Origin of the sequence: Noviherbaspirillum sp., from assembly GCF_035627455.1 — a bacterium.
In the GTDB taxonomy this organism is placed as follows: Bacteria; Pseudomonadota; Gammaproteobacteria; order Burkholderiales; family Burkholderiaceae_D; genus Noviherbaspirillum.
On the sequence record NZ_DASPLS010000031.1, the window covers coordinates 16,749 to 31,027 of the forward strand.

Below are 14,279 nucleotides of genomic sequence, written 5' to 3' on the forward strand. Positions count from 1 at the left end.
TCAGCACCGGTAAAATAGAGTCCATTATGATCCCCTTGAAAAATTCCGCCAAGTTGCCGTCACGCCGCCGCATCTCCGTCGCCCCGATGATGGACTGGACCGACCGGCATTGCCGCGTGTTCCACCGGCACATCACACGCCACACCTGGTTATATACGGAAATGGTGACCACCGGTGCGCTGCTGCATGGCGATGTGCCGCGTCACCTTGATTTCAGCCAGGAGGAGCATCCCGTCGCGCTGCAGCTGGGCGGCAGCGAGCCGGCTGATCTGGCAAGAAGCGCGAAACTGGGTGAGCAATGGGGCTACGATGAAATCAACCTCAATTGCGGCTGCCCGTCCGAGCGGGTGCAGAAGGGGGCGTTCGGCGCTTGCCTGATGGCCGAACCGCAACTCGTCGCGGATTGCGTGAAGGCGATGCGCGACGCGGTCTCCATCGACGTCACCGTGAAGCATCGCATCGGCATCGACCACGTGGAGGCGTATGACTTCGTGCGCGACTTCGTCGGCACGATCGCCGAAGCCGGTTGCACCACTTTTATCGTGCATGCGCGCAACGCGATCCTCAAGGGCCTGAGCCCAAAGGAAAACCGGGAAATTCCTCCTCTCAAGCCGGAGTATGCCTACCGGCTCAAGCGCGATTTTCCGCAGCTCGAAATCCTGATCAACGGCGGCATCAAGACGCTGGAGGAAATCGATGAGCATCTGCAACATGTAGACGGCGTGATGCTGGGCCGGGAGGCGTATCACAATCCTTATCTGATGGCGGCGTTCGATGCGCGCTACTACGGCGACGCCGCGCCGGTTAAGTCGCGGGCGGAAGTCCTGCAGGCAATGATCCCCTACATCCGCGAGCAGCTTGCGCGTTATGGCAACAACGGCGCCGGCTTGCGGCTCAACAGCATTACCCGTCACATGCTCGGACTGATGGCGGGGATGCCGGGCGCGAGGGCGTTCCGGCAAACCTTGTCGGATGCGAAGCGGCTGGCGGCTGGCGATCCGGCGCTGCTGCTGGAAGCCGCAGCGCGCATGCAGCCAGTCGCCGCCTGATCCCTGACTCTTTCCCCAGGCGGTGTGTTCTCTGCCGCGGATGCGATAGCGCATCCCGGCAAGCCTGAAACGGGAAAAAATCCGCATCGGACCATTGGCGAGGCGAGGGCGCGTGGCACGGAACCTGCAAACCGTGCCGATCATCCGCAGCAGCGCGCGGGTATCCCACCCGCGCACGCCTCACACACCAATCCATCTTTGGAGGACCCGCCATGCCGACTCAGGACGACACACCAGCCATCCCCGCGCAGCACCAGGAGCACCAGCCCGGCTCGGAAGCCGCGATGACCCCGCGCCCGAAAGCCGAGATGCAGGATTACAAAGGCAGTGGAAAATTGAAAGGGAAGGTCGCGCTGGTCACCGGCGGCGACAGCGGCATCGGCCGCGCCGCGTCGATTGCATTCGCGAAGGAGGGCGCCAATGTGGTGGTCGCCTACCTGGACGAACATGAAGACGCGAAGGAAACCCAGCGGCTGATCGAAGCGGCGGGACGCGAGTGCGTGCTGATCGCCGGCGACATCGGCGACGAGCAGTTCTGCCGGAAGATGGTCGACACTGCCATTTCTTCCTATGGAAAACTCGATATTCTGGTCAACAATGCCGCGCAACAATATCCGCAGCAAAGCATCGAAGACATCACCGAAGAGCAATTGACGAAAACCTTCCGCACCAACATCTTCTCGATGTTCTTCATCGTCAAGGCAGCCCTGCCGCACCTGAAGGAAGGCGCGCGCATCATCAACACCACATCGGTGACTGCCTACCGCGGCAGCGCCCACCTGCTCGACTACTCAGCAACCAAGGGAGCCATCGTCGCATTCACGCGTTCGCTGTCGCAGCAACTCATCGAACGCGGCATCCTCGTCAACGCGGTTGCACCGGGACCGGTATGGACGCCGCTGATTCCGTCCAGCTTCGACGAAAAAGAGGTGGAGAACTTCGGCCAGAAGGCGCCCCTGGGACGGGCCGGGCAGCCCGACGAGATCGCGCCGTCGTATGTATTCCTGGCCTCGGACGATGCATCCTACATGTCCGGACAGGTGCTGCACCCGAACGGCGGCGAAGTGGTCAACGCTTAGTGAATTACAGGGACATGTCCGGCGACAGGCCGGACGTGTCAGTATTCCTTGAGCCGGTTGTAGAGCGTCTTGAGGCTGATGCCGAGGGCTTCCGCCGTCAGGCGCTTGTTGCCGCTGTAATGCTTGAGCGTGGCGAGGATGATTTCCTTTTGCGCGTCGGCCAGCGGTGTGCCGACGAAGAAATTCAGGTAGCCTTCATGCACCGTCGGTTTCTTCGAGGACAGGTCGGAAATGCATTCCTCGATATCGAGCGTATCGGCGGCCAGGATGAATGCGCGCTGCACCACGTTCTTCAGTTCCCGCACGTTGCCGGGCCAGGAGTAGGAGCGCATGACTTCCAGGGAATTGCGGGAAAACACTTTCTGACTGTTTTCCTTTTCGTTCAGCGTTTGCAGGAAATGATGCGCCAGCATTTCAATATCGCTGCCGCGCTCGCGTAGCGGCGGCACGCGCACTGGAAACACAGCGAGGCGGTACATCAGGTCCTCGCGCAGATTGCCTTGCTTTACCGCGGATTCCAGGTCGCGGTTGGTGGCCGCGACCATGCGCACGTCGACCTTCACCTCTTCGTCGCCGCCCACCCGCAGGAAGGTGCCGGATTCCAGCACGCGCAACAGCTTGACCTGCATTTCCGCAGGCATCTCGGTGATTTCATCAAGGAAAAGCGTGCCGCGGGAGGCATGCTCGAAGTATCCGATGTGCTGGCGCGTGGCGCCGGTAAAGCTGCCTTTCTCATGCCCGAACAGCGCCGCCTCGATCAGGTGGGCGGGAATGGCGCCGCAGTTGACTGCGACAAAGGCTTCGCCGCGGCGTGCGCTGGCATGGTGGATGGCATTCGCGATCAATTCCTTGCCGGTCCCGCTTTCGCCGACCAACAGCACCGTCGCGTCGGTCGCGGCGACTTTCTCCACCTGCTGGTGCAGTTGCTCCATCACGGTGGCCGCGCCATACATGATGCCGGCGTGCTTGAATGAATTATCGAGAGTCATCTAGTGAGTCATCCTCTGATCGGAAACCGGATCCAGGGAAAGGACCTTGTCCGATACGTGTTCGTGATTGTTACACCAATGGCTGAAGATTCTCTTGCGCTAATTCAGTTCCGATGCGCAAACGAAAAGGAGAAAAGAGACCGGGTGCGGTGAACGGACAGGAGGACTGCCTCATCGCTTCATATACGGAATGAACGATACACGATATTCGCAGAGCATGTGCGCTTCGATTTCAAGCACGCGCAAGGAAAAAAGAGCTGCCTGCAAGAAGTATTTCGGGCGCCGGATGTAACGCTTACGCCGGCGCTGTAAGTTTTACCTTGAACTATCTCCACGCGTCTCGCCTGCCGCGCCATGCGCTCGCGCCGCTCAGTCGAGGCCGCGTGGCACGGAAGCTGCGTTGTCCGCCAGGCCGTGTTTGCGAAAAAGCCAAGAACTTATCGCAACTGGTCTGGTCAAGTACGAGACAACGTTAACTTTTCATGAAAGGAACAAGAATGGATGCACTCAAGACGACGTCGAAAATCTTGTTGGTTGTCGCCGCACTGAGCCTGACGGCTGTGGGCTGCGAACGCCGCGCCGGCGACCAGAGCTCTGGCGCCAGCGGTTCTTCTGGTGGCACCAGCTCCTCTTCGGGCGGCTCCGGTTCCTCTTCGGGCGGCTCCGGCTCCATGGGCTCCGGTTCTTCCGGTTCAGGAAGCAGTTCCGGTGGCGCAGGCGGTTCCGGCAGCTCGTCAGGTTCCGGCTCCAAGTAAGAGCAATTCCGGCGTATTGGCCATGACCGGCACAAAGGCGGGTCCGGTGCCTCCCGGTTTGGCTTGCCGGTCAATGTCCGGTGCGCAGTTCCCCGCTTCGCGCACACATTCACGGCGGGCCTCGTGATTTCCCGTAACGGGGTGCCGGGTTGGTACGGCCGGACGCAATCTCTGCATCTTCACACGATCGAGGTGGCGCAGAGCCCGGGCCTGTGCGGTACTTCACGCGGATGAAGGCACCGGCCGGCGGGTTCTTGCGTCGCCGCGATCAACCTCATCGAACGCTGTTTTCCGTCAATGAGCATGCTTGCGGGGGCTGCAAAATGGCGGTAATGGACATATTCTGGTAATTGGCAGGAACGCCGGCATGTCCAGGTAACAGTCCCCAGCGTCGTACTCCTCACCTCGCGCGCGGCCTGCGCGTCGGATTGTCATGCGGCACGAAGACATGGTGCCGATGGCGCAACCAGAGCAGCATGCAACGAGGTGCGGAACATGGCGCAGGAACATCATCCCAATACAAGCACGGGAAAACTTCCGCCTCACGCTCCCATTCCCGGGTTACGTCCCCGGGCTTGTCCCTGGGAGCGGGATGGCAAACGTAAAGAGAGCTCGTTATATATGCCTCATGTATTGATCGTTGACGACGACGTCAACACGCGGGAAGCACTGAAGGAAATCACCGGCGCGGAAGGCTTCACCACAGCCGTTGCCGGGAGCATCAAGGAAGCGCAGGTGCAGATCATGCGCCAGCGCCCGGACGTCGTCTTGATCGACCTGAAACTGCCTGACGGCAACGGGATGGATCTGTTCAATGACATCGAGTCGCGCGCGACTACCGAAATCGTCCTGATCACCGGCCATGCGAGCGTGGAAACGGCGGTGGAGGCACTGCGGCTGGGTGCCGCGGACTATCTGACCAAGCCGATCAATTTCCGCCGGCTCAAGGCCTTGCTGTCGCGCATTCCGCGTACCGTCGACCTGAAGGAGGAAATCGGGGTGCTGCGCAGCGAGCTGCGCCGGCTCGGCCATTTCGGGCAGATGCTCGGTGCCGCGCCGACGATGCAGAAGCTGTACAACCATATTGCACGCGTTGCGCCGACAGAGGCCACCGTGCTGTTGCTCGGTGAAAGCGGTACCGGCAAGGAACTCGCCGCGCAGACCATCCATGAACTGAGCCTGCGCCAGAAGCATCCCTTCCTGCCCGTCAATTGCGGCGCGATTTCGCCGCAGCTGATCGAAAGCGAAATTTTCGGCCATGAGAAAGGCAGCTTCACCGGAGCGGACCGGCAGCACAAGGGGTATTTCGAGCGCGCCAACGGCGGCACGCTTTTTCTCGATGAAATCACCGAAATGCCGATCGAGCTGCAGGTGAAGCTGCTGCGGGTACTCGAGACCGGTTCCTTCATGCGCATCGGCAGCAATCAGGAAATTGAAACCGATGTGCGCGTCATCGCGGCCAGCAACCGCGATCCGGAACAGGCAGTGGCCGAAGGCAAGCTGCGCCTGGACCTGTACCACCGGCTCAATGTCTTCCCGCTGAAGATTCCACCGCTGCGCGAGCGTGGTTCGGACATCGAGCTTCTCGCCCAGCATTTCCTCGAACAGCTTAATGCCACGCATGGCACCAACAAGGTGCTGTCCGCCGACGGCGTCGCCTGCCTGAGCAATTACCACTGGCCGGGCAATGTGCGCGAGTTGCGCAATTACATACAGCGCGCGTTCATCCTGTCCGACCACACCATCGATGCGGCCGCGCTGGCGCCGGTGATCACCACGCAGTCGCCAGTCGGACTGACGCTCGCGATTCCGGTCGGCACGTCGCTGGCCGACGTTGACCGCAAGCTGATCTACGCGACGCTCGAGTTGTGCGGCGGCGTGAAGAAGCGGGCGGCCGACATCCTCGGCATCAGCCTCAAGACCCTCTACAACCGGCTGGAAGAATACGGGCCCTACGAGGGCGGCGTGCAGAAGAAGGATGACGGGTCGCTGCAGGGAAGCGCGGACTCCTATCACTGAAAAGCGCCGCCCGGGCCGCACGACGGCCCGGGCGGCGTGCCCGCACGGTATTGGATGCACCGTGCGCAGAACCCGGGCGCCGCCCGGTCATACGCGCGGCATTGCCCGCTCCCGCGTGACCATCGTATCGATCACCACGATCAGCTCCTCCGGCGCCACCGGCTTGGTGACATGCATCTGGAAGCCGGCCGTCAGCGCGCGGATGCGGTCTTCGCGCTGGGCGAATGCCGTCAGCGCCAGCGCAGGCATGCGCTGCAGCGGCGCACGTCCGTCCGCCGTCTTCCATGAACGCAGGCGGCGCAGGGTGCTGTAGCCGTCCTCGCCCGGCATCGCGATATCGCACACAAGCACATCAGGCAGGCCGTTCTGCTGGCACTCGCACAGCCAGGCCACGGCTTCACGCGACGAGCTGGCGGCAAATACATTGGCGCCGGCGCCGGTCAGCACTACGCTCAGCGATTCGCGCGCTTCTTCCTGATCGTCGATCAACAGGATACGCAGGCCGGAGAGGGACGGCAGCGGCACGCCGGCGGCATTGGCGACGTCCGACGGCCCGACTGTCAGGTACTTGTCCGAGCGCGCGCGCAGCGGGAAGTAGACGAAGAAGGTGGAGCCCTTGCCTTCGCCCTGGCTTTCCGCCCTCACGCGGCCGCCATGCAATTCGATCAGGTGGCGCACCAGGAACAGGCCGAGACCGAGCCCGCTGTGGTCACGCGTGCTCGACGTGTCTTCCTGGCTGAAGCGGTTGAACAGGTGCGGCAGGAAATCCGGCGAGATGCCGACGCCGTCATCGCGGACCGCCACACAGATCTCGCCGTCGGCCTGGCTGGCATTGAGCCAGACGTTTCCGCCTTCCTGCGTGAACTTGACCGCGTTCGAAAGCAGGTTCCAAAAGATCTGCTGTACCCGGTCGGCATCGCCCTCGATCTGCTCGCTGGTGATGCGATAGGTGCAGGCAATCCCGATGCGTTTGGCCGCCGCCATCGCCCGCACGCTTTCCACCGCCGCCTGCAATGCCGGGAGCAGTGCCAGCGGCTGCTTTACCAGGCGCAGCTTGCCGCTCATCATGCGGGTGACGTCGAGCAGGTCCTCGATCAGGCGCACCTGCTGGCCCACACCTGTCTTGATCCCCTGCAGCGCGCGCTGCGCCAGCGGCGCGGATGTCGCGTCCTTGACATAGTTTTCCAGCACATGCGCCCAGCTCTGGATGCCGTTCAGCGGCGCCCTCAATTCATGCGACACGATCGCCAAAAATTCGTCGCGCGCCCGCGCTGCGGTTTCGGCCTGGATGCGAGCGCTGCGTTCGCGCGACAACAGGTCGTCGCGCTCCTTTTCCATGCGCGCGCGTTCCGTGACGTCATAGGCAATGCCGACCACCGATTCGATGTTGCCGTACCTGTCGATCTCCGGGATCACACGCCCCGAAAAATAGCGCATCTGGCCATCGATCACGTGATCGAAGTCGAGCCGTTGCTCGACGCCGGTGGTGAAGGCGGCGCGCGCGGCGTCGTCCCAGGCGCGCACCACGGAGCGCGGCATGCCGAGTTCTGCCTTGGTCTTGCCGAGCACGGCGGAAGCCTTGAACCCGGTCAGCCGTTCGATCGCCGGATTCGCATACATGTGCCGCATGTTGCGATCGATGCGCGAGATAATGTCCGGCGAGTTCTCCACCAGCGTCTTGAATTCCCGCTCGCGCCGCTGCAGCTGTTCTTCGGTGTCGCGCAGGCGGGTCGTGTCGGTAATGGCGATCACCAGGCTGCGCACCCGTCCCTCGTCGTCGGATTCAGGCACATACATCATGTGCAGGGTGCACTCGGCGCCCTTGCCGTCATGCAGGCTGACTTCATGCTCCTGCGGCTTTCCTTGCAGCGCGGCGTCCACGTACTGGCGTACCGTGGCAAAGGTTTCTTCGCCCATCACTTCTGCAATACGCCTGCCGATGGCGGCCGCCGGCTCGATGTCATAGCGGTTGGCAAAGGTACTGTTGACGAAACTCAGGCGGTAGTCGCTGCCGCACTTGGCGATCAGCACCGGCACCGCGTCCGTCAGCACGCGCAGCTGCTTTTCCTGCTCGCGCATTTCCTGTTCTGCATTGCGGCGCTCGGTGATGTCCATCACCATCGCCGAGAATCCGCGCACGCTGCCATCACTGCCCAGGTCCGGCGCATAGTTGAACATCAGGTGCCGGCGGCCGAGCGCGTTGTGCACCGTGGCCTCGAACTTGACCGGCTCGCCGTTGAGGGCACGATGGATGTAAGGACGAAGCTGCTCGTAGCTCCGGCCGACCACTTCCTCCACGCGGCGGCCGACCACCTTGGCGGGCGGGAGGCCATACCACGGTTCGTAAGTCGCATTGGCGAAGCGGTAGCGTTCCTGGTCGTCGATATAGGCGATCAGCGCGGGCGCGTTGTCGGTGATCAGACGCAGGTAGCGGTCCTGGCGCGACAGCGCGGCGGCGACATGCCGGCGCGCCCCGAGGTCGCGAATCGTTACGATGAAACCGTCCGACGGCGAAGATTCGAGGCAAGGGGCGACCGTGACCTCGGCGTCGACCGCGCTGCCGTCGCGGCGCACCAGCATTCTTTCAAAGACGCCCGGCTGTAGCGGCTCCTGCGTGCCGGTGTGCAGCGCTTCGAATAGCGGCAGGCCGCCCAGGCTGCCGGCATCGTCGTATCCGAGAATCTGGGCCGCGGCCTGGCTGGCCCCGGCCACCCGGCCGTGACGCACGACCAGGATGCCTTCGCTGCAACGCTCGACGAGGCCCAGGTAGTGTTCCTCGTCCTGTCGGAGCGCGGACTCTACCATGGGATCCTGCATGGCGAGCGACAGAGGGTCGTGGGCCCTCGCCGAAGGTTGAAAATCATTGGCACGTAGGGACAACACCTGTTGATTCAAAACGGACATGATGAAACCGACTCCTATTACCGGAACACCCGTCCGGCGCGCAGGCGCCGAAACCCGGGGGGCAATGCCGCATCGGCAGCATGCGGCATGCCTGCTCCCATCCTAACGGGAATGCAAGGTGCCGCATTGCCGGCAGCGCAGATGCGAGGCACGTCGGGTTTGATGTGAGGCAAAGACGGGGATGAAACACATTGCTCTTCGGCTCCGGTTGCATGTGCAAGGCAGGTGCGTCGGGCTGCACGTTCCGCTGCTACCTGTACCGGAGCCCGCCGTCACCTTGTCGGGCGGGCTCCGCGCCTGCGCTTATTTCTCGGTGCTTGCCCTCTCAGGCGCTCTTGCCAATACGCTGCGCCAGCCCATCGATTTTCAGTTGCGAAAGGAAGTCACCGAACTCCTGCGCCACTGCCGGGTGGCGCAGCGCATAAACCACCATCGCTTCCAGGTAGCCGATCTTGGAGCCGCAGTCATAACGCCGGCCCTTGAACTCGTAGGCGAGCACCGGATGGCGTTCCAGCATGTCGGCAACTGCGTCGGTGAGCTGGATTTCGCCCCCGGTGCCTGGCTTGACGCTCTCGAGGAACTCGAAGATGTCCGGCGTGAAGATATAGCGGCCGACCACGCCGAGCGTGGAGGGCGCATTTTCCGGCTGCGGCTTTTCGACGATGCTGCCAACGCGGTGGATGCGCACGCCCATCGACTCCGGCTTGACGATGCCGTACTGATGCGTCTGCTCAAGCGGAACGTTCTGCACGCCGATGACCGAACTGCCGTGCTGGTCGTACAGGTCGATCATCTGGCGCAGAACCGGCACGTCGGCGTCGATCAGGTCGTCGGCCAGCACCACAGCGAACGGTTCGTCGCCCACCAGCGGGCGCGCGCACATCACGGCATGCCCGAGGCCGCGGGCCTCGCTTTGCCGCACATAAGAATAGTGCAGGTTTTCCGGGAGCAGGCTCTGGATTTCCTTGAGGAGCTTCACCTTGCCGTGCGCTGCAAGTTCGGACTCCAGCTCGTAGGCTTTGTCGAAATGGTCTTCGATAGAACGCTTGCCGCGTCCGGTCACGAAAATCATTTCGGTAATTCCTGCGGCAGCGGCTTCCTCGACGGCGTATTGAATAAGGGGCTTGTCGACGATCGGCAGCATTTCTTTCGGCGACGCCTTCGTAACGGGTAGAAAACGGGTGCCTAGACCGGCGACGGGAAACACTGCTTTGCGAATCTTGGTCATTGTCGTCTCTCTTCGGTTCATGGTTGAGCAATCGAGCCGCCGAGCATATGCGTAACGATTACACCGGTTTTGCCATTTTTACATCTAACAGGCCAGCGCATGCAGCGGCTTCATGCGGATGCATGGCAACTGCGGGCATCTCCGGACCTCGTTGCTACGGCGCGGACATCGGTAAGCAGGAAATGTACCGATCCTCCGAGAAAGAGCAGCGCAACTGCGAGTGCGCCGTTGGGCCGGAACGGGAGATCCGGGCAAGCGCAGCATCATTGCGCGCGCATGTATTCGGCACGGCGCGTGATTGAGCAAGATCATCGCTGCATTTCCGGCGGTCCCTATAGTGGAAGCGAATTGTTCGCCAGACCCAATCCGGAAGGCGCACGTATGTGCGCCGCCGCAATTCATTCCTATCGAATCCTATCCATGCCTCGGAACGTTCATTTCATTTCATTGCCGCCGTCCATGGAATTTTCCCTGCGCACCCGCGGCAACCTGCGAATGCGGCTGGTGCTTCCGCCAGCAGAGCGGATGCTTGTGATGCACTGCCGCACTCGGCATAGCTCTTGCGTCTGCATGACGTAATGCGTTTACCGCATGCAAAGGCACGGCGCCAGACCGGCCAGTCCTGCGGTGCAGTCGAAATGCATTCCTGCTTGGATGGGAACGGACAGGCGGTCACGGCAGCGCGTTCCCTCTGTTGATCCTGTCCCGCAAATACGAAATGACGATGCCGGTTGAACACACACTTCCAAATACGAACCGGCTCGGAGAGCGCGTGCTTGTCGGTGCACGGCATTTCCGACACGGCAACGAGACGCTGCACCTCGCCTGGAAGTGGTACGAAACCTGTTTTTTGAACACCTAACACGCCGTCACGGCAAGGAGATAGCATGGCTTCAGCAATCATTGTGTTTTCACATCTACGTTGGGATTTCGTATTTCAGCGGCCTCAACACCTATTGTCGCGCCTGGCAGCGCATCATCCCATCGTGTTTGTCGAAGAACCGGTGCACCACGAAGAGCAAACCTTTTTCAAAACCTATTCTCCCGCGCCCAACGTCCTCGTCTGCCAGCCGCATACTCCGGTAAACATGCCGGGATTCCACGACGATCATCTGCCGCACCTGCAGAAACTGCTGCGCCAGGTGGTGCGCGACTATGACGATCACATCGCCTGGTTCTACACGCCAATGGCACTGCCGCTGCTCAACGAGCTGCGTCCGCGCCTGGTGGTGTACGACTGCATGGATGAACTGGCCTCGTTCAAGAATGCACCGAAGCAGTTGCTGCAGCGTGAAAGCGCATTGCTGAAGGTGGCCGACCTCGTTTTCACCGGAGGACAAAGCCTGTACCGCGCCAAGCGCGAGCGGCATCCTAACGTCCACTGCTTTCCGAGCAGCGTCGACGCCTCCCATTTCGTGCAGGCGCTCGACCGCGCCAATTCCCATCCGACGCACAAGGACATACCCGGGCCGCGCCTGGGTTTCTACGGTGTCATTGACGAGCGCTTCGACGCCGGCTTGATCGAGAAGGTCGCCGACGCGCACGCGCAATGGCAGATCGTGCTGGTCGGGCCGGTGGTGAAGATCGATCCGGAATCCCTGCCCAAGCGCCCCAACATTCATTACCTGGGGCAGCACCCGTATGAATCGCTGCCGCAGTTCCTCGCAGGCTGGGATGTCTGCCTGTTGCCGTTTGCCCTGAACGATGCGACGCGCTTCATCAGCCCGACCAAGACGCTCGAATACATGGCGGCAGAATTGCCGATCGTGAGTACGCCGGTGGCGGATGTCGCCGAGGCCTACAGCGACATCGTGAGCATCGCCGCCGACGCGCCTGCCTTCATCGCCGCGTGCGAAGCGGCGCTGCTGGCCTCGCCCGAGGAGCACGCGACGAAGGTGCAGAAGATGCGCAAGGTGCTGGCCTCCACGTCCTGGGATTCGACGGTGGAAAAAATGCACACGCTGCTGCAGTCCACGCCGCGCCGGCAGGCCGGACGGGACCCGGCCCAGGAAAGCAGCGAAGCCACGGCCAATGTGAACCGCCTGCGCCAGCATGACGCGGTGCGTTTCATCAAGACGGGCATCATCGGCGCCGGCCCCACCGGCCTGTCCGCCGCCTACCATCTCGGGCACGATGCGGTCCTGCTCGAGAAAAACTCGATGGTGGGCGGATGGTGCCGCTCGATCAAGGACAACGGTTTCACCTTCGATTACGCCGGCCACATCATGTTCTCCAACGATCCGTACGTGCTGGAGCTGTATGAACTGCTGCTGGGCTCCAACGTGCATTGGCAGAACCGCGAGGCCTGGGTCTACAGCAAGAATGTCTATACCCGCTACCCCTTCCAGGGCGCACTGTACGGATTGCCGCCTGAAGTGATCAAGGAATGCATCATCGGCGCCGTCGAAGCGCGCTTCGGCAGCGTCGGCAAGCAGGGACAGACCGCGCCGTCAACGGCGCGCGCCAACGACTGTTGTGCCGACGGCGGCGTGGCGCTGCCGGGGTCGAAGGTGGCGGCGCTGGAAAAGCGCGGCCCGGCCAATTTCGAGGAGTTCATTTACCAGGTCTGGGGCGCGGGCATCGCCAAGCATTTCGCCATTCCGTACAACCGCAAGCTGTGGGCAGTGCCGCTGACGGAAATGGAAACCTCCTGGCTCGGCGGCCGCGTTCCGCTGCCGGATCTCGAGGAAATCATCGACGGTGCGCTGCAGCCGGTGGGCAAGCCGATGGGGCCGAACGCGCGCTTCGGCTACCCGCTGCGCGGCGGCTTCCAGGCGCTGGTTTCCGGCTTCGTCCCCCATATCAAAGGCACCATCGAGCTCAATGCCGACGTGTCGCATATCTCGCCGAAGCAGCGCACCGTCACGCTGCGCGACGGCCGCCGCTACCAGTACGACAACCTGATCAGCACCATGCCGCTGCCGGAGCTGGTGAAGATGATCGGCGAAGAAGCGCCGGACGAGGTGAAGCAGGCGGCAAGGGGACTCAAGCACATCTCCGTGCGTTGCGTGAACCTCGGCGTGGCGCGCGAGAACATCACCGACAAGCACTGGATCTACTATCCGGAAGACACCATCTTCCACCGCATCTTCGTGCAGGGCAATGCGAGCCCGGAGTGCAATCCGCCCGGCGGCTTCGGCATCACCTGTGAAATCACGTATTCGCCGACCTGGAAACCCTTGCCGGTAAGCGGACAGGAGCTGATCGATCGCTGCATCCAGGATTGCATCAAGGTCGGCATGTTCCGGGAGGACGACAAGATCATCGCCGCCAATGAAATCGACATGCCGTATGCCTATGTGGTGTACGACCATGCGCGCGCGAAGAACGTCGAAACGATCAAGTCCTGGCTGGCGATGCATGACATCATCCTGGCCGGCCGCTACAGCGAATGGGAGTACTACAACTCCGACCACGCCTTCATCGCTGGCAAGAAGGCGGCCGAGGCTGTGAAGTGGATGGAAAAGAAGAGGGCGGTGGCGGTGGAGTAGCAAGCCGCCGTTCCGCCGGCTTCAGATGACGTACCAGGGCGCCGCCGACATCGGCGGCGCCCCGCATTCCTGCCGCTTTCTTCTCATCGCAGCAGAAGCTGGCAGGCAAGCCCTCCGCCGTCGTGCTGCACCTTGGCATGTCACTTGCTCCTTCCCTGTCATCTGTCATCCTTGCGAATCAGGAATTGCAATGACCAGACTGACGGCATGGGCGCTGGTCGCCTCCTTCACCGTATTCCATTCCATCCACGCCGGCGCGCAGCCCGCGCCTGCAACGAGCGCCGCGGCCGCTGCCCCGGCAGCCAGCCAGCAGCAGCTGCGGCTCTACCGGGGCAGCCAGATCATCGGCAGCAATGTGCGCGACGCGAGCGGCCGCAAGATCGGCCAGATCAAGGACCTGATCCTTGACGCGCGGCGCGGCGAAATCGCGTACGCCGCATTGAGCTTCGGCGGCGTCACCAGTACCGGCAACAAATTCCACCCGGTGCCGTGGACGGCGCTGGAGCCGGGTGACGACGGCAGCCATTACATTCTTCGGGCCGACCGGGAGACCATCAGCCAGGCTCCGGGTTTTGACAAGAGGCAATGGCCGGACTTGGCGGACCAGGCATGGCATGCCGAGGTCGAACGCTACTGGGGTCGGATGGTCGGGCGTGGCACAGCCGACACCAACCGGCTTTCTTCCGGTGTTTCCGGAGCGAGCAACCCGAAGGCAGACGGCGCTGCCGCAAGCAGCGGGCGCTGACCGGATGCGGCGGCAACGAG

General features: G+C 62.2%; 10 protein-coding genes. 6 read left to right on the plus strand and 4 right to left on the minus strand.

What is annotated here, in order from left to right; translation table 11 throughout:
* Positions 1-26 precede the first annotated feature (26 nt).
* Both dusA and VEC01_RS06015 read left to right on the plus strand, forming a co-directional pair.
* Entirely contained in the window at positions 27-1,049 is a 1,023-nt protein-coding gene (gene dusA / locus VEC01_RS06010; protein ID WP_324899742.1) for a tRNA dihydrouridine(20/20a) synthase DusA, read from the plus strand.
* Positions 1,050-1,261: 212 nt separating this feature from the next.
* The gene (locus VEC01_RS06015; protein ID WP_324899743.1) at positions 1,262-2,128 is read left to right on the plus strand and encodes an SDR family oxidoreductase; all 867 of its coding nucleotides are present in this window, start codon (positions 1,262-1,264) and stop codon (positions 2,126-2,128) included.
* 38 nt (positions 2,129-2,166) lie between these two features.
* Here VEC01_RS06015 and VEC01_RS06020 read toward each other — a convergent pair whose 3' ends face one another.
* Positions 2,167-3,117, minus strand: a complete 951-nt coding sequence (locus VEC01_RS06020) for a sigma-54 dependent transcriptional regulator (RefSeq protein ID WP_324899745.1) — start codon at positions 3,115-3,117, stop codon at positions 2,167-2,169.
* A gap of 497 nt (positions 3,118-3,614) precedes the next feature.
* Between VEC01_RS06020 and VEC01_RS06025 the strand changes: the two genes are divergently transcribed.
* Both VEC01_RS06025 and VEC01_RS06030 read left to right on the plus strand, forming a co-directional pair.
* Complete coding sequence (locus VEC01_RS06025) at positions 3,615-3,872, plus strand: hypothetical protein (protein WP_324899747.1); 258 nt, start codon at positions 3,615-3,617, stop codon at positions 3,870-3,872.
* 621 nt (positions 3,873-4,493) lie between these two features.
* Positions 4,494-5,891 carry a sigma-54 dependent transcriptional regulator gene (locus VEC01_RS06030; protein ID WP_324899749.1) on the plus strand — a complete coding sequence of 466 codons (1,398 nt, stop codon included), beginning with the start codon at positions 4,494-4,496 and terminating at the stop codon, positions 5,889-5,891.
* An 87-nt stretch (positions 5,892-5,978) separates the two neighbouring features.
* On the opposite strand, the gene VEC01_RS06035 is transcribed toward VEC01_RS06030, so the two are convergent.
* From VEC01_RS06035 to VEC01_RS06045, 3 genes are all read right to left on the minus strand, one after another.
* On the minus strand, positions 5,979-8,696 hold the full coding sequence (locus tag VEC01_RS06035) for a PAS domain-containing hybrid sensor histidine kinase/response regulator (RefSeq protein WP_324899751.1): 2,718 nt from the start codon (positions 8,694-8,696) through the stop codon (positions 5,979-5,981).
* A gap of 424 nt (positions 8,697-9,120) precedes the next feature.
* Positions 9,121-10,023, minus strand: coding sequence for a UTP--glucose-1-phosphate uridylyltransferase GalU (galU, locus tag VEC01_RS06040; RefSeq protein WP_324899753.1), 903 nt, complete (start codon positions 10,021-10,023; stop codon positions 9,121-9,123).
* A 439-nt stretch (positions 10,024-10,462) separates the two neighbouring features.
* Positions 10,463-10,927: a hypothetical protein gene (locus VEC01_RS06045; RefSeq protein ID WP_324899755.1), complete on the minus strand. Its 465-nt coding sequence runs from the start codon at positions 10,925-10,927 to the stop codon at positions 10,463-10,465.
* Positions 10,928-11,111: 184 nt separating this feature from the next.
* Between VEC01_RS06045 and VEC01_RS06050 the strand changes: the two genes are divergently transcribed.
* Positions 11,112-13,514, plus strand: a complete 2,403-nt coding sequence (locus VEC01_RS06050) for an FAD-dependent oxidoreductase (RefSeq protein WP_324899757.1) — start codon at positions 11,112-11,114, stop codon at positions 13,512-13,514.
* 190 nt (positions 13,515-13,704) lie between these two features.
* Positions 13,705-14,259 carry a PRC-barrel domain-containing protein gene (locus tag VEC01_RS06055; protein ID WP_324899759.1) on the plus strand — a complete coding sequence of 185 codons (555 nt, stop codon included), beginning with the start codon at positions 13,705-13,707 and terminating at the stop codon, positions 14,257-14,259.
* Positions 14,260-14,279 lie beyond the last annotated feature (20 nt).